Consider the following 15,731-nt stretch of genomic DNA (forward strand, 5'->3'; position numbering starts at 1 on the left):
TGGTTGAATCGTGTGGGAGGGGAGGGAGCGATGGCGTGTTGGTCGCTAAATCTCCTGTGTCAGGTCTCTCGAGCCCGCTGGTATGCCACAGCGTGATTGTCGGCGCGGTATGTCCGAACAGACGGTGGTGGCTTGATCGTGTTGTAAACAGCCAGATCACTGCGACGATCGACCCAAACACGGCTCCACTCGTTGGTCTCGTCCGTGATCGCACGCACCTGTTCGCCAACAAATCCTTTGTTGCGGCGTTGTATGCCGTTGGCTGGCTGCGTGCCAACCCAGTCCTCGTAGCGCTCGAAGATGAAACTGAAGGTTGCGAAGGCCCCAAACCCTTGCACGTTGGTCAACCAGAACCGTCGGATGTCCTCGTCAATGGGTAGCCGACGTCTCGATCGTTTCGGTAGCGCAATGATGCGATTTGGGGGTGCCGACTGAGTCGTGCCCGTGTGCGAGCCTTCCTCCACGTTCTGATCGTTCCGGCAGCACGGGATGAGCCTGACCGCGTCGGACCCGCGGATGTATCTGAAGGTCGTGACTGGGACCGGGTAACCCTCCTCGCGCAGCTCCAAGATGCTGTCAGCGGTTAGCGTGTGGATGGACTTTGCAATGATCACGAGGGTTTGAGACTCATTCACTGTCGCTGGCAGCGGGTGGCCGAAGTGCCGTCGGAAGGACTCCACCAAGTTGATCTTGAGATCGCCGTTACCGACGAGACGAATAATCGCCTCCCTGTTCAGCCACTTGATTGCGCGGCGATAGGCGAGAACCTGGCTAATGGCGGAGGGGGAAGCAACGTTGAGCTTCAACTCGATGATGTGAACGACACCGGTCGAGTCAATCGCGAGCAAATCGATGAACCCTCCAACTGTCTTCACCTGTCGACCAATGATCAGTAAGTCCTGCCCGGGCAGCGATAAATCGGCCGAAAGGTCATCCTCCAAGTCCTTCTCGAGCGGGCGCATGTGTCGCGCGGCCAGTGCGGTCACCACCAGTTTTCCAATTTCCCGACGAGTGCCACCGAAGCCACCAAGCGTTGGGGAGTGGGAATATAGCCGCTCATACCTGAAGCTCCTCGTAAAACAGCTCGCTCAGCATCTTTAAAAGCACCAGTCATCTTTGTCTTGTCTCCCAGCGCCTGGAGGCTTAGATTGTAGTGGCTGTCCATGGAGTTTGAGACGGCGTCGGTGACGGCCTTTTCCGGGCGCGGGCTGCCGCCGACGTGGCTCCTGGAGTTGTTCTGGGCTTGTTTCTGCAGCGTCTCGTTCTTCACGAGTTCCCGGCGCACGCCTTTGACGAAGTGGGCCACCGCGTCCAGCTCCTCGCCCTCGAAGGGCAGGTTGGCCTGCTGGATAATTTCTTCCCACGTCACCAGAACGGGGTCTTTTCCTTGGCCGGTTCCGACGTCGGTCGGTGGCTTCAGCAGCGCGTCCTCGCCGGAGACGTTCAGCTGAGCCTGGCCCACGTCCTTGAGTGCGTATTTCGCTAGCACAACGCCGGAGAGGTCCAGGGCCACCTTTGGGTCGTTGACGCGGAGAACGGACAGGAGGTGCTTGAAGTAGATCGAGCGTTTCTCCAGGTCCGTATCGGCGAAGTCGACGATCTTGGAGAGGGAATCGTAGGCGCGGACAAACGAGCTCAGGTCCTTGCGGAACAGGTCCAGTTCGTCCTGGGCCGTCTTGTCCTCATGGGCGACTGCGGCGTTGTACCGGGTGTTGAAGCGAGATTTCGCTGGGCCCGCCCAGCCGGAGAGAGCGTTGCTACCGGCTTCCAGCACGTAGGACTTCACAAGTCCGTCCACCTCTGACTCGGTGTAGATCTGGGCGGCATCGAGCTTGTTCTGAAGGTCACGGACGACATTGCGGTTGGCGATACCGTCCAGTGCGGCCTCGCGAAAGTAGGGCTGGAAGGATGCCAGGATCTCGTACGGGTTGTTGACGAAGTCCAGCACGAAGGTCTGGTCCTTGCCCACGGCAGTGCGGTTCAGGTGGGACAGTGTCTGCACGGCGGAGACGCCGGAGAGCTTTTTGTCCACGTTCATCGCCACGAGCAGCGGCTCGTCAAAGCCGGTCTGGGATTTGTTAGCTACCAGCATGATCTTATACTCGTCCGTCGAGAAGGCTTCCGGCAAGGTACTGCCCTTGAGACCGGGGTTCATGTTGGTCTCGGTAAAGGAATCGGGCTCTGATTCGGAGTCGGTGACTTCGCCGGAGAAGGCGACCATGGGGGCCAGGTCGGAGTAGCCCTCGTCGTGGAGATATTTGTCGATGGCGAGCTTGTACCGGACGGCTTCCTTGCGGGATCCGGTGACGACCATGGCCTTGCCGTCCAGGCGCCAGGCGACGTTGGGCGGAAGTGTTCCACGATCACCTGGACCTTCTGGCTGATGTTGTACGGGTGGAGCTTCACCTAGCTCATCAATGACTTCAGCGCCTCGGACTTTTCCACTTTGGAGTCCTCGGAGTCGTACTCCCGGACGTCGTGCGCCAGCCGGTACGTGACCTTATAGCTGGTGTAGTTCTGCAACACGTCCAGGCCCTCGGTCCGGGCGGTCTCGATCAGCTGATTGACGACGTCCCACTGGTGGTAGCGGTGAAACAGTAGGGTCTTGCGGACCTCCCGCTCACCGCTGACGGGGTTGGGCTTGTCGCTGACCTCCAGGTGTAGGAACTCGCCGATGATGTTCAGCCACGAGTCGCGCTGCAGAACCTGCTCCCATAGATAGCTGGGGGCCGACCCCTTCGGGTTGACAGGATTGCCGGTGTGTTCGTTGTCGCCGAGGTTGAAGGGCAGGAAGTAGGTGTCCTTGCCCTTGAGCTCGGTGGTCATCTGGATCTCGTCATTGCTGACTCATCAGACCTTGAATGGCGACTTGCTCGCCCTCTTCGTTCTCCACCTGCCAGAACTCAGCTCCGGGAACGTTGTCCGCGCCGGCGTGATGCGCGGCGGCGTCCAGCGTGGAAAATTCATGACCGTCAATGACGACCACTCCGTCTTCAGTTACCTCGGCCCGCATCCTGATGGAGTCATCGGCGGGGCCGAGGGAATCCCCGGGTGAAAGGATGCCAGCTTCGATGAGGTCAACGACATCGGTTTCAAGATGGGTAGCCGGCTGTGCAATCACCTGAATGGCCGGGGACGCTACCGACTGTCCGGACTTGAGCTGCTCGTAGCCGGACCTCGTCACCTGGGCCATAAGGATCCGTCGCTCCTGCAGGAACTCCTCGTAGCCCATCGTTTCCCAATCCTCAGGGAGAGCGTGCCAGAACATCTGCTGCCGCAGCGCGTCCCCGCTGAACCCGCGCGCGGCCACAAGGGCCGGCCAATATTCGGCGGGCTCGCGGTCGGAGATCAGGATGTTGGTGCTCCAGTCGGTGGGCGCGAAGTTGGCGACCTGGTTGATCTTTTTGAGGTCTTTGATGCCGACGACGTTTTCCAGGTACTTGCGGGGGTTCAGGTGATGGCCCTCCGTTCCCTTGGTCGCAGGCAAGGAGGGATCCATCCATTGTTGGACTTTGTTCCTCAGCATGAACATATCTGCGTCCAGAATATTCAGCGCGGCGAGGTATGTCTGGTACGCGGGTGACAGAGCGGATGAGGAGGTCACCAGTGAATCCGGCATGCGCAGTGTCCAGAAATCGTCCGACAGCTCGGCAGAAATGACTGTCTCAAGTGTCGAGACAAAGCTGCTCGAATCGCTGCCATCGATGGCCGTCAAACGGTCCAGATCTTTTTGGAGCTGGGTTTCCGCGCTTCCGGTATAGCGTCCGGACAGCTGGGACATAAAGAACCAGCGGGCCATCAGGTTCCGCAGGGTAGTGACGTCTACGCCGAAGCGGGTACGCCCCAGGATCCAGAGCGCATAGCTGGACAGGACGTTCATGTCCGAAGTGACCATTTTACGCGACTTAAAACCGGCCACAGCGAGGCACCTGATGAACTCAGTCCAGTGCAGATCCTTGAGCACGACGGGCAGTGCGGCCTGAAGCTTTGCCAACTCAGCCTCTTGCCGCTCAGACACGACGAAGCCGGTGCTGCGGTCCTTGGCCTGGAGCGCGTTGTAGGCGTCCCCGAGCTTGGCTCGGGTCTGTCCGACGGCGACCAACACGCGCACCAGCTGCCCAGCGTCAACCGCAAGATAGTTGTTGATCGGCGTCCAGGACACTGTGCGGCCGGCGATCTCGCTGGCGCGTTGAGGGGTGAGCCGCGAATCGCGGGCGAAGGTTTCCAGACGCTCCCGTCCTTCCGGCCAAAAAACACTGAGCCACGTCAGGATAAAGTCCGACGCTTTAAGGCTCACGCCCTCAGAGTTGATCCGGACGAAAATATCAGCAACAACCTTCTTATCTGCGTCCGGCTGGATCTCAACAACCGTAAACTCGTAGTTGCGCAGGCTATCGAGGCGACCGAGGCGCTCTTCGATGAGCTCCTCCATCTCCTCGCTCAGCTCACCGCGGACTTCCTCATAGCGTTTTTTGAATGACCGCCGGACTTTGAAGGGGCTTCCAAAAAACTCCGACACGTTGCCAATCCAATCAGCAGACTTCTCAATGGCGGTATTGGTTACCTCAAATTTTTCCGTAACAGGGTTGAAGGCGATGGACATGGTCTTTGAGTGGTAGTCCGCATCCCTGACTGCAGCCCCCTTGAAAACGGCATACAAGCTGGTGAGCCGCTGCTGACCATCAATGATCTGGTGCGCACCTATCCGTCCAGTAGCGCCGGAAATCGTTCGGGACGATTCTTCTTGAGAGACATTCCAGAACATCAGTTCTCCAACGGGATAGCCCCGATACATGGAGTCGAGAAGATCGCGGATCTTCGATTTGGGCCACACAAAGGGCCGCTGTAGGTCGGGGAGCTGGACGACTCCAGATTCGACCGAGTCCACAAGTCCTTGCACTTTCCATCCGACTGGCTTGAATACCGTGCTCATGCCGCAACTCCTTTGTTAGTGAGATCGATCTTGCCGGTGACGGCCGCGGAGATGAGGGCGTAGCGACGCTCGCGCAAAAGTATGCGTGGCTTATTGAAAAGCTCGATAGCAGACAACATGGCGGAGTGCGAGTTCTCGAACAACTTCACATGGGAGACGTAGCGCGGTCCAGTCATTAACGCCTCATCTCTGCCCCGAGTTCGGGACTGCAAAAGCCAACGGCGAGGTACTTCACATGGGACTTGCCACTCTGCCAGACGCATGTATCGCAATTCGACCGTTTCCTGACAAGTGCCTTAAAGTGCTTTTCCTACGGTCCCTGATCTGTCAGATGCGCACTGCGTACCGCTAGCCTGGAACACCTCATCGTCCACCGGAGGCATCTGCTTGTTGATTTCGCTAGAAGGTCGCCCTACTCCTTCCCACTAGTTTCGACGCCTCTGTCGTAGTCCATCCTCGAGCTCGAGCCTCTTGAACCATTTGTAGCTTCTTTGCGATAGCTGCGGGGTCAGATAGTTATTGGCCGAACCGTGCGCGAACAACACGGCAGCTTGACTTGCACCACAAGTAAGAAATACGTTCCAGACACGACCAAAATGCGCGCGGCCACGACGAGGCTGGAACCGGGACAGCATTCGATCGACCGTGTCCAGCCCCGGATGAAGGATGATGTGTGGCTTCTTGACTGGAGTCTTCGCCTCCCGGACGGCAGGCTTGTCACTAAGCGCACTCAGGGGTCCAGCAAGGGCGAGGTCCGACGTCGTGCGCGGCAGACTTCGAGTGAACTCCTCAGCAGCGCGAACAGCACCTGGAAGACCACAGACTCATTGGTCGATTACATTGCTGCGGTTTCGAAACCGGCCATCGATAACGCCCGTCTCCGGGAGAGCAGCCAAAAGCGATACTCCCTCGTCCTCAAACAACTCGTCGGCGACTGCCAAACTCACCGCCACCGTGACAGTCTTCGGGGCCACAGCATCGCGTCAGGGACCACCTTCCGAGCGATGGAGAACGCCCTGCGCGAGATCGCAGAACTCCACGGACCGGAGACCGCGCACCAGGCACGAAGCGTGCTGTCGAAATACGTGGTGGCGCAGCTCAAGCGCGACAATCTCATCATTGCGGACCCAATCAAGGGTGAGTCCCTAGACCTTGGACCCAAGCAGCTCCCTCAGCGGGGAGGAAAAGCACTTAGCCGCGAGGAATACAACCGCGTCGTGGATCACCTCCTGAGCATTGATCCATCCGACGGGATAGAGAGCCCGAAACGCGGTCGCTGGAAACTTGAAGACCGAGTCGCCAAGCGGCGGAACGCCATCGATCTAACGCTGCTACAGGCGGCCACCGGCCTCCGCATCGGCGAGGCTACAAGCATCACGTGGCGCGACGTTGAGATTTCGGATGACGGGGCGATGCAAGTGGAGGTCACTGCAGCGATCTCGAAAACTCACCGGGGCCGCCATGTCCCAGTCTTAGACGGCAGGGTGGCGGCGAGGATCCTCGAACGACGAAATTCATCCCATCACCAGGACGAGCGAGTCATAGGCTCCCCAGCAGACCCCGCAGCCGCTTGGGACGGACGCAATTGCACTGCCGCCGTCGCTGATCTCTACCTAGTACTTGCGGAACAACTCGATATCGCACTACTGAGGACCGCACGATCACACGTATGGCGGGCGACGTTGAACAGCCTTCTACTGGACTCCGTCCCCGAGGTTGTCAGGACGGCCTTCTTCGGCCACAACGCGGCCACGTCCCGCGCGCACTACACGGACCTTTCTGACACCTCCGGAATGCGTGCCGCCGCTCGACAACTCCGGGCGGTCTAACTACGGGCAAGACTACGGTCTAGATCGGGAATCTCGAGGTATGGACGGATATCTCTGGGCATACTGTGTCTCCAGAGTTCCCTTGATCAGCGGCTTTACGAGGCACTGACCAGCAGGAACGCAATATGACACATGTAATGAATAGGTCGCCGGTTCGATTCCGGCAGGCGGCTCCGATGAGCCCTCTGACCTACAGTTATATTCAGTTCGGAGGGTTTTTCCCTGTCCGGACGCTGAACCTGGGCTTCAGACAAGGGTCAACATTCGGGCGGGAGGCACGGCTCTCCCGCCCGAATTCTGTTTTCGTGGCTCGGAGTCGGGCGGAGCCCACCCGCTGACCCCGCTTAGGACTGCACCTTCGCCCCATGACCGGCCATACGCTCGGCGAAATCGATGAATGCCCCGGCACCGACGTGGCCCTCGGATCCCCCGGAATCATCCTGGCGAGCATCGCAGAGATCGCCGACCACAGGACGTAGAGCGAACCGGTGCCTCCGGTCCAGTCCCGAAGCTGCCGAGCTCACCCAGGAGGTCATCAATGCCCGGGGCCGAGCGCACGAATGCCCTGCGCGACACATGTGGGGCAGACCCTGGTGCCACAGAGGACCTGGATCATGGCTCCCGGGCCGGGATGAGCGGGATGATGAGCGAGGCGGACATATCCACCCTCAAAGGCACGGAAGCCGCCCGGCTGCACCTGGAACACATGATCGTCCATGACGAGGGTCAGGTCGAAATGGCTCATCGGCAGGTCGCGCAGGGACAGAATCTGGAGGGCGTCGAGCTGGCCCGCCACGTGGTCGAGGACCAGGAGGCGGAGATAGCCGAGATCGAGCGGATGCTTCAAGAGCTGCCGGAGGGTTCCTGACCGCTCCGGCGTCTGGCATCGTCGCACTCGTGCGGCAGCCGATGGAGAGCAGCAATCCGAGCCACGAAGGAGGACCGTGATGATGTGGGACAGCGGAATGGGAGGGGGCATGGGCTGGATGTGGTTCTTCTGGCTCCTGCTGATCGTGGGAACGGTCGTGATCGTGATCGTGCTTGTGCTTGTGCTTCTGAAAGCTCTCACCGGCAGTTCCGGCGACGGGAGCCGCCAGGGCGGTTCGGCTCCGCCGACCGGTGCGCGCCCGCGCCGGTCCCGGGAGATCCTCGAGGAGCGCTACGCGCGCGGGGAGATCAGCACCGAGGAGTTCAGCGAACGGCTGCGGACCCTGGAGGATGGTGACCGGTGAGCCCGCTGACACGACGGCAGCTGCTGGCCCTGGGTGCGGTCGGGGTCGGCGCTGCGGCCGCGGGTGCAGGCGGGCTGTGGTGGACCAGCGGCGGCGGCGTGACCCGCGGCGGCGGCCGGGGGCTGGTGCAGCCCGAGGTGCTGGCCAGCCGGGACGGGGTCCTGGACCTGGCCTTGGAGGCCGCCCCCGCCCGGGTGCGGATCGGGGCGCGTGAGGCGAGCGTGCAGGCTTTCAACGGGTCGCTGCCCGGACCCACCCTTCGGGTCCGGGGTGGGGACACGGTCCGGGTGGCGATGACCAACGGTCTGGAGACCCCGACGAACCTGCACGTGCACGGGTTGCACGTGTCTCCTGAGAACAACGGGGACAACCCCTTCGTGAGCATCGAATCAGGGGAGTCCTTCGACTACGAGTACGTCCTGCCGCAGGACCACCCACCCGGCACATACTGGTACCACCCGCACAAACACGGGCACGTGGCCGACCAGATCGCTGCCGGGCTCTACGGGACCATCGTCGTCGAGGACCCCGATCCCGTCCCGGTGGCCCGTGAGCGCGTCCTGGTCGTCTCCGACATCACCCTGGACGGCTCCGGCAACCTCGCCGAGGTCTCCCCACGGCAACGAATGATCGGCCGGGAGGGTGAGACCGTGCTGGTCAACGGTCAGGTCCGACCTGAGGCCGACGCAGCCCCCGGGGAGCGGGAGCTGTGGCGGGTCGTCAACGCCTGTCCCTCCCGGTACCTGAGCCTGACCCTGGACGGGCAGGACCTGCGACTGCTGGCCCGCGACGTCGGCCGGCTGCCCGAGCCGGTGGACGTCACCGAAGTGACACTGGCCCCCGGCAACCGCGTGGAGCTGCTGGTGGACACCCGCGAGGGCACCTCCACGCTTCGCGCCACCCCACTGGAACGCGGGAGCATGGACACCATGATGGGCGGGGCCACGCCCGGAGACGGCCCCGGCAACGACGAGCCGATCGACCTGCTCATCCTCGAGGTCGCCGGGGACCCGGCCGGGGAGGCCGGGCCCGTGCCCGCGGGTCCGGCCCTGCGGGACCTGCGCGACGAGCCGGTCGCGGCCCGGCGCACCATTGACTTCGCCATGGGCATGGGCGGCAGGATGGGCCGGATGCGCGGTCCCGGGCAGATGATGTCCTTCACGATCGACGGGCGCGAGTTCGACGCTGAACGCACCGACCAGCGGGGCCGGGTGGGCACCGTGGAGGAGTGGATCCTGACCAACTCCAGCCCCATGGACCACCCGATGCACCTGCATGTGTGGCCCATGCAGGTCGTGATCGACGGCGGCAGCGACGTCTCCGTGCCGCGGTGGCAGGACGTGGTCAACATCCCGGCCTTCGGAGAGGTGACGGTCCGGGTGGCCTTCGAAGACTTCGACGGCCGCACCGTCTACCACTGCCACATCCTCGACCACGAGGACCTCGGCATGATGGGCACCATCGAGGTCCGCTGACACCGGTGCATACCGCACCGGCCAACGAAGGAGCAGCACGACCCACGACGATGCCCACGCGCACGGGACAGACGGGCAGCGACAAGGGAGCGGAAGCTGACCTTGATGTGACTTCTCGCCCCCATGGTCGAGGCGTTCAGCTCATATCCTGACCTCCGCTGTTCGGCTGCCCGCCCGTCCAAGACTTGATGCTCGGCCTGATTCACGACTCGTTCCACCAACAGTGTCGAGTACCTGTCGACAGGTCAGTACGGCGCTCGCGGCGTGACCAGACCTGTCACCGATTGTTTCGGCTAACCCACCCGTGTCTGCTCGTGGAGTTTGGAGACCAAGGCTCCCCTGCCAGTGATATCCGACATATGCTGAGATCTATCTACCATCGGGGGCAGACGTGGAGACTCCAGCTTCAGATTTTCGCGACCTCTACGCTCCCGACGTGACCACACCAAGCCGAGCCGAAATGGTGCGAAGCAACCACTTCCTGACAGATCAGCACGGATTGCTGAGCCTGCTCCAAGCAAGTCAACTCGTGACTGGGGATCTTGATCTCGATCAGGTCCTCCACAACCTTGCAGAATCGGCGCGAACTCTGGTGGACGCGCGATTCGGAGCCCTCGGGGTCGTTGATGACCATGGCACCATGGAGCGATTCATCCACGTCGGGATGTCCCCCGAGCTCGTCAAGCAGATGGGATCCCCTCCCCGCGGACTCGGCGTTCTAGGTGCTGTTCTGACCGGTGGCGCGCCGATCCGGCTGCGGAATCTGACAGAGGATCCTCGTTCCGTGGGCGCACCGCTGGCACACCCCGCCATGAAGGCGTTTCTCGGTGTCCCCATCACGATCCGGGGAAGCACCTACGGCGCCCTCTACCTCACCAACCCCTCCGAGAAGGCTTTCACCTCACATGATGAGGCTCTGGTCAAAGCTCTGGCGGCGACCGCGGCGACCGCGATCGACAACGCACGCGTCTACGAACGGTCCCGTCGCGCTCAGGAACTCAGTGCAGCGCTGAGCGAGGTCGCGGCGAAGCTGTTGGCGGCGGAGGGCGGCGAAGTGTTCGGTGTGCTTGCAGAGAGCGTCGTCTCTCTCACCGGCGCGCAGCTGGTCAGCGTCGTGGTCTCTGAAGCAGTGGGCCGTGATTTCTATGTCCACACTGCTCGAGGAGACCGTGCCACACAGATCGAATGTTCCTCAGTTCCTTGGATGGATTGCGTCCTCGCCCGAGCCATGGATGGGGAGCCCGGCATCACGCCGGAGGGGGGAGACGAACCCGTTCCGTTCGCCGATGACATTCCGAGCGCCTCGATGGTTGCGGTGCCTCTCGTCGTGGATGGTGACCGGGTGGCGGCACTATGCGCCACCCGGTCAGCCGACGAATCACCGTTCACCGACGATGACCTTGAGCTGCTCGAGGAGTTTGCCGCCCAGGCCGGTCTCGCTATCGCCCTTGCCTGGGCCCGGGCGGATCGGCAACGACTAGAAATCGTCGACGAGCGCGCCCGCATCGCGCAGGATCTCCACGACCATGTCATCCAGCGACTCTTCGGAACCGGGCTGGGGCTGGAGGCGCTGGCGTCGGCACACCCTCAACTCAGCGACAGCATTGAGACACACGTGACACAGATCGATGCGGCGATAGGTGACATTCGAACGGCCATCTTCACCCTGCAGACACGCACCGGCGCTGAGGCCACCCGTCACCGTCTCCTCAGGATCCTCACGGAGCTCTCCGACACGCTGTCTGCACAGCCGCGAATCACCTTCGTCGGAACCATCGACCTCATCATCGTCGGCTCCCTGGCTGACGACGTCGCAGCAGCCCTGCGCGAGACGCTCTGCAATGTCGCACGGCACGCCGACGCCACAACGATTGAGGTGGAGATCACCGCGACTCCCCACACCGTGACTCTCAGAGTCGATGACGACGGCGTAGGGCTCTCCTCCGACACATCCCGACGCAGCGGCACCGACAACCTGCGGGCCAGGGCTCGGGCTCACGGCGGCGACTTCACGCTCTCCCCGCGCGGCGCCGGAGGCACCCGCGCGCTCTGGTGGGCACCCGTAAAATCTCCGGGGCTCCCATGATCCGGGTCTTCCTCGTCGATGATCACGAGGTCGTGCGACGTGGCATCGCTCAGCTCATCGATATCGAACCAGGTATGGAAGTGGTAGGAGAATCTGCCACCGCGCGTGGCACCCTTGGCCGAGTCGCGGCGACGCTGCCCGACGTTGCGGTGCTGGACGTCCAGCTTCCTGACGGCAGTGGCATAGAACTGTGCCGCCGCATCCGTTCAGCTCATCCCGAGATCCCGTGCCTGATCCTCACCGCCTACGACGACGACGCGGCCAGCATCGCCGCTGTCGTGGCGGGCGCATCTGGGTATGTGCTCAAGAATATCCACGGCCGACACCTGATCAAGTCCATCCTCCGAGTCTCCCAAGGGGAGAACCTTGTCACCCCCGATCTTGCCCGGAGGGTCCACGCTTCCCTCAGTGCCAAGACCGCGCAGGCACAGGAGCAGGCCGCGAAAACGGCGCGAATCGATCTCACCCTTCGTGAGACCCAGATCCTGAAGCTCATCACTGAAGGGCTCACCAACCGGCAGATCGGGGAGCGGCTGAGCCTGAAGGAGAAGACCGTGAAGAACTACGTCTCGGGACTTCTGGCGAAGCTCGGAATGGACCGCCGCACCCAGGTCGCCGTCTACGGGGCGAGGATGAGCGTCGGAGACACCGCCGACTAGGCCAGAGCCCGCCGTCGAGCTGCGGGAGAGGGTTCCATGCAGAGACGGTGGGACCTCCGGCCCTACAGGATGCCGAGCCCTTAGACCACAGTGGCATTAGACCCGCAGCTCTGTGGGCAGTGACCAGAGGAGTTCGTCTATGCAGATCGCATCAACGGCCGAGACTCCCACGGACCGCGCCCTCCAGACCGCAGCGGCAGTGGATCTCAAGGGAACCCCGGATCAAGATGCATCCAGGGTGACAGTACTGACGGAGTGGTCGTGAACCCGGTGGCTTCGCAATGGGTCGCAGATTCTGATATCCGCAGAACCGTTGAGCGAGCCTTGACCTGCGACACCGCTGTGCCCCGGGCAGTCAAGTCTCAGGTGCTGAACCGCCACATCACCCTGACCGGTGAGGTGGACTGGGACTTTCAACGCGAAGCCGCCCAGCTGGCGGTCCAAGACCTCTGCGGAGTGAAATCTCTGGACAACCAGATCACCCTGATCGACCGCACGCCTGCGGAGAACGCTGAACAGCGGCTGAAGAACGCCATGTTGCGAAACCCGCAGCTCGACGCCCGCGACGTGAGGGTCACCATCTTGGGCGACACCGCCATCCTGACCGGGCATGTGACATCTCTGGCGCAGAAGAAACAGGCAGGTCTGGCGACCTGGGCCTGCCCCAACGTGACCCGGATCGACAACCGACTGGCCGTCCGACCGTACTGACCAGAGCCTCCAGAACGCCCTGGGCGTTTCACGTTGGGACCTAAGTCCCTTCACGTAGTCAAGACACGGCAGTTGACTGCTTATTGAAGGCATCGTTCGAATCGTGAATAGCCGAATCGCTCTCGGCGAGTCCCTTGCACCGGACACGACCCCGAGAGCAGTAAGGGATCCTCCTCATGCTTGTTCATCCCCCTTTTGAACGCAGTTTCTCCGAAAAGTCGCTATCCGGCCGCACCGGCCGTCATAGGGAACCAAACCTTGAACAGCGAGAAGACCTGAAACTTCTTGCCGTGGATCTGTTGACTGAGCTCGGGGTCGCGGTGGAGGTCGCACCTGCCGCGCAGGGATGTCCCCCTCCGGGGATCGGCGCTGGATGCGCTGGACCTCGAGGAGGTGTCTCCCGTGCGTGCAGCAGCTGAGACGAACTTCAATGTCACTGAGTCCTACGCCGCGCACGGAGGGGCCCTCTTCGCGCACGCGTTCAACGCGTTGGGCGACCGGGCCGAGGCGGAGGACTGCGTGCAGGAAGCGTTCATCCGAGCCTGGCGCAGCAGAGGGCGATACAGCAGCTCGCGCGGCTCGGTGCGGACCTGGCTGTTCGCCATCGAGCGAAACCTCATCATCGACTGCCTCCGGGCGCGCGCCCGGCGCCCGGCGCCCTCGGACGCGGAGAAGATCGAATGGGCGAGCGAGCCGGTGACGGAAGACCTGCTCATCGTAGAGCGGCTCGTCCTGTATGAATCCCTGGCCACCCTCACCTCCGAGCACCGGGAGGTCATTGTCGCCGTGCAACTAGACGGCAGAAGCTATCAGGAGCTTTCGGAACAGACGGGGGTTCCGGTCGCGACCTTACGGACACGGATGTATTACGGGCTGAAGTCACTGCGAACGGCACTGGGGGCCCATGCTCACGACGGAGGAAGTGCCTGGGCCGTGGGGGGAGCGTCTCGCCGGGGTTGACGTGACGTGGCGGGAAGAGGGAGCCGGCTTCGTGACGGAGCACTCCGACACTGCCCGGATGCGTGCAGGTCTGGGACCGCAGAGCCCCGTTGGCTGCCAAGGACACCGGTTCTCCGACAGGAGATCCCGGTTAGATTCGCCGACGAGCTGCTCGGACGGTGCCGCCTGACCAGCTGTCCCGCTACAACGTCGCGCTCTGGCCACGATCTCGGACGTCAGGCGACCATCGAGCCGGGGCGGTCAGAGCGCGCGTCCACATATCTGCGACCTGCCGGTCGTCCAGGTCATGGCGGAGCTCTCCGGTCGCGCGCAGGTCCTGCGCGAACAGCAGCATGTTGCGCGCTCCGCGATGCGAAACACGTGGCAGCTCACCTCGCCGAACTCGATTCCGGCAGCTCAGCCGCGTGACCAATCGCAGAATCAATGCAGCGAGCCCCTCCCAGGAAAGTCCGGGAGGGGCTCGCTGCGTCTGACATCAGGCGTCGGCCGGTGCGCGGCCGATCGAGATGAGCTGCGGTTCGGGCGCTGGAGCACAGCAGCCTCCACCGGTGCTCTCTGGTGCGTCGAAGTCGCCCGCACCGCCGCAGACACCGGTGTCCGGCAACTCCAGCTCGACCCGAGCCGCGCCTTCGTGGTCCCCGGCCAGCTTGGCGACGACGCTGCGCACCTGCTCATAGCCGGTCAGTGCCAGGAAGGTCGGGGCTCGACCGTAGGACTTCATGCCGACCAGGTACAGATCAGGTTCAGGCTGGGCCAGGTCGGCGGCGCCGGTCGCCTGCACGGAGCCGCAGGAGTGAATATTGGGGTCGATCTCGGCCGCAACCCGGCGCGGCGCTTCCAGGATCGGATCGAGATCGAGACGCATCTCGGAGAGGAAGGACAGGTCTGGCCGGAACCCGGTCAGCGCGACCACAGCGTCTGCAGCGGGCAGCTCACGCCCATCCTCGTCGATCAGCACCAGCTGCTCACCGGTCCGACGAACCTCGGCAGTCCTGAATCCGGTGACCAGCTCTACGGCGCCGGATTCGACCGCCTGCTTCGCGCGCTGGCCCAGTGCACCACGCTGGGGCAGCTCGTCGGCGGCGCCCCCGCCGAAGGTCCCTTCGCTCACCACTCGGCGGATCGCCCAGGTGATTCGGGTGTCAGGGTGCTGTTCTGCGATCTGGACGAGCTCGTGGAGAGCGTTGAAGGCTGAATCGCCTGCCCCGAGGACCACGACATGCCTGCCGGCGTACCGCGCGGGCTCTGCCCGATCAGGCACCTGATAGGTGATCAGATCAGCTGCCGCACGTTCACCCAGGGCGGGCACGCCGTCTGCGCCGGCGGGGTTCGGGACCCGCCAGCTGCCGGAGGCGTCGATGACCGCGCGGGCCTGAACGCGCGACTCCCTGCCCGCGGAGTCGATCATATGGATGGTGAATGGCTGGGCTGCCCGGTCGGCGTCGACCAACCGATCCCGTCCCTTGCGCGAGACCGCAGTGACCCGCGCATCGCATCGGACGCGGCCACCCAGCACCTTCGCCAGCGGTGCAAGGTAATCCTGAACCCATTGCGCCCCGGTGGGGTAGCCCTCCTGGGGCGCGGTCCATCCGGTGGGCTCCAGCAGACGTGCCGAGGCCTGGTCGATCAGCTCGGGCCATGCCGAGAACAGCCGCACGTGTCCCCATTCGGAGACGGCAGCCGCCGGGCTCTGACCGGATTCCAGCACCAGGGGCTCGAGACCATGCTCCAAGAGGTGCGCTGCTGCGGCCATCCCCTGGGGTCCGGCACCGATCACTGCGACGGGAAGATCACTCATCATCCACTCCTCTTCATATTCAAGAACATCGATACATTCACTGCCTGC

At 62.8% G+C, this 15,731-nt stretch carries 14 protein-coding genes and 1 tRNA gene; 9 read left to right on the forward strand and 6 right to left on the reverse strand.

Going from position 1 to position 15,731, the window contains the following annotated elements; all coding sequences use genetic code 11:
* Positions 1-59 precede the first annotated feature (59 nt).
* The 4 genes from LTH93_RS06570 to LTH93_RS06585 all read right to left on the reverse strand — a co-directional run bounded on the left by LTH93_RS06570 (position 60) and on the right by LTH93_RS06585 (position 4,933).
* On the reverse strand, positions 60-989 hold the full coding sequence (locus LTH93_RS06570; RefSeq protein ID WP_241470486.1) for a hypothetical protein: 930 nt from the start codon (positions 987-989) through the stop codon (positions 60-62).
* Positions 983-2,314, reverse strand: coding sequence for a hypothetical protein (locus tag LTH93_RS06575; protein ID WP_241470487.1), 1,332 nt, complete (start codon positions 2,312-2,314; stop codon positions 983-985). The genes LTH93_RS06570 and LTH93_RS06575 overlap by 7 nt, the downstream gene beginning before the upstream one ends.
* A 92-nt stretch (positions 2,315-2,406) precedes the next feature.
* Positions 2,407-2,826, reverse strand: a complete 420-nt coding sequence (locus tag LTH93_RS06580; RefSeq protein WP_241470488.1) for a hypothetical protein — start codon at positions 2,824-2,826, stop codon at positions 2,407-2,409.
* 10 nt (positions 2,827-2,836) lie between these two features.
* Positions 2,837-4,933: a GmrSD restriction endonuclease domain-containing protein gene (locus LTH93_RS06585; RefSeq protein WP_241470489.1), complete on the reverse strand. Its 2,097-nt coding sequence runs from the start codon at positions 4,931-4,933 to the stop codon at positions 2,837-2,839.
* Positions 4,934-5,937: 1,004 nt separating this feature from the next.
* Between LTH93_RS06585 and LTH93_RS06590 the strand changes: the two genes are divergently transcribed.
* The 5 genes from LTH93_RS06590 to LTH93_RS06610 all read left to right on the forward strand — a co-directional run bounded on the left by LTH93_RS06590 (position 5,938) and on the right by LTH93_RS06610 (position 9,469).
* Positions 5,938-6,762: a tyrosine-type recombinase/integrase gene (locus LTH93_RS06590; protein WP_241470490.1), complete on the forward strand. Its 825-nt coding sequence runs from the start codon at positions 5,938-5,940 to the stop codon at positions 6,760-6,762.
* Between the two features lie 89 nt (positions 6,763-6,851).
* A tRNA-Ser gene (locus LTH93_RS06595) sits at positions 6,852-6,935 on the forward strand.
* 365 nt (positions 6,936-7,300) lie between these two features.
* Positions 7,301-7,630 (forward strand): DUF305 domain-containing protein, encoded by a 330-nt coding sequence (locus LTH93_RS06600; protein WP_241470491.1) that lies wholly within the window; start codon positions 7,301-7,303, stop codon positions 7,628-7,630.
* 79 nt (positions 7,631-7,709) lie between these two features.
* Positions 7,710-7,994 carry an SHOCT domain-containing protein gene (locus LTH93_RS06605; protein WP_241470492.1) on the forward strand — a complete coding sequence of 95 codons (285 nt, stop codon included), beginning with the start codon at positions 7,710-7,712 and terminating at the stop codon, positions 7,992-7,994.
* The gene (locus LTH93_RS06610; protein WP_241470493.1) at positions 7,991-9,469 is read left to right on the forward strand and encodes a multicopper oxidase family protein; all 1,479 of its coding nucleotides are present in this window, start codon (positions 7,991-7,993) and stop codon (positions 9,467-9,469) included. The genes LTH93_RS06605 and LTH93_RS06610 overlap by 4 nt, the downstream gene beginning before the upstream one ends.
* Before the next feature lie 406 nt (positions 9,470-9,875).
* Here LTH93_RS06610 and LTH93_RS13475 read toward each other — a convergent pair whose 3' ends face one another.
* The gene (locus tag LTH93_RS13475) at positions 9,876-10,127 is read right to left on the reverse strand and encodes a hypothetical protein (protein ID WP_241465580.1); all 252 of its coding nucleotides are present in this window, start codon (positions 10,125-10,127) and stop codon (positions 9,876-9,878) included.
* Between LTH93_RS13475 and LTH93_RS06620 the strand changes: the two genes are divergently transcribed.
* From LTH93_RS06620 to LTH93_RS06635, 4 genes are all read left to right on the forward strand, one after another.
* Positions 10,062-11,555: a GAF domain-containing sensor histidine kinase gene (locus tag LTH93_RS06620; RefSeq protein ID WP_241470494.1), complete on the forward strand. Its 1,494-nt coding sequence runs from the start codon at positions 10,062-10,064 to the stop codon at positions 11,553-11,555. The genes LTH93_RS13475 and LTH93_RS06620 overlap by 66 nt on opposite strands.
* Complete coding sequence (locus LTH93_RS06625) at positions 11,552-12,214, forward strand: response regulator (RefSeq protein ID WP_241470495.1); 663 nt, start codon at positions 11,552-11,554, stop codon at positions 12,212-12,214. The genes LTH93_RS06620 and LTH93_RS06625 overlap by 4 nt, the downstream gene beginning before the upstream one ends.
* Positions 12,215-12,484: 270 nt before the next feature.
* Positions 12,485-12,925, forward strand: coding sequence for a BON domain-containing protein (locus LTH93_RS13480; protein WP_342357731.1), 441 nt, complete (start codon positions 12,485-12,487; stop codon positions 12,923-12,925).
* Between the two features lie 402 nt (positions 12,926-13,327).
* Positions 13,328-13,885 carry a sigma-70 family RNA polymerase sigma factor gene (locus LTH93_RS06635; RefSeq protein ID WP_241470496.1) on the forward strand — a complete coding sequence of 186 codons (558 nt, stop codon included), beginning with the start codon at positions 13,328-13,330 and terminating at the stop codon, positions 13,883-13,885.
* 475 nt (positions 13,886-14,360) lie between these two features.
* Here LTH93_RS06635 and LTH93_RS06640 read toward each other — a convergent pair whose 3' ends face one another.
* Positions 14,361-15,686 (reverse strand): NAD(P)-binding domain-containing protein, encoded by a 1,326-nt coding sequence (locus LTH93_RS06640; protein ID WP_370642705.1) that lies wholly within the window; start codon positions 15,684-15,686, stop codon positions 14,361-14,363.
* Positions 15,687-15,731 lie beyond the last annotated feature (45 nt).

The organism is Nesterenkonia sp. DZ6 (assembly GCF_022565835.1).
In the GTDB taxonomy this organism is placed as follows: Bacteria; Actinomycetota; Actinomycetes; order Actinomycetales; family Micrococcaceae; genus Nesterenkonia.

Coding starts and splice junctions, on each gene's coding strand:
- LTH93_RS06575 (WP_241470487.1), bottom strand. CDS start 2,314: ATGGTCGTCACCGGATCCCGCAAGGAAGCCGTCCGGTACAAGCTCGCC.
- LTH93_RS06580 (WP_241470488.1), bottom strand. CDS start 2,826: ATGACCACCGAGCTCAAGGGCAAGGACACCTACTTCCTGCCCTTCAAC.
- LTH93_RS06585 (WP_241470489.1), bottom strand. CDS start 4,933: ATGAGCACGGTATTCAAGCCAGTCGGATGGAAAGTGCAAGGACTTGTG.
- LTH93_RS06590 (WP_241470490.1), top strand. CDS start 5,938: ATGGAGAACGCCCTGCGCGAGATCGCAGAACTCCACGGACCGGAGACC.
- LTH93_RS06600 (WP_241470491.1), top strand. CDS start 7,301: ATGCCCGGGGCCGAGCGCACGAATGCCCTGCGCGACACATGTGGGGCA.
- LTH93_RS06605 (WP_241470492.1), top strand. CDS start 7,710: ATGATGTGGGACAGCGGAATGGGAGGGGGCATGGGCTGGATGTGGTTC.
- LTH93_RS06625 (WP_241470495.1), top strand. CDS start 11,552: ATGATCCGGGTCTTCCTCGTCGATGATCACGAGGTCGTGCGACGTGGC.
- LTH93_RS06640 (WP_370642705.1), bottom strand. CDS start 15,686: ATGATGAGTGATCTTCCCGTCGCAGTGATCGGTGCCGGACCCCAGGGG.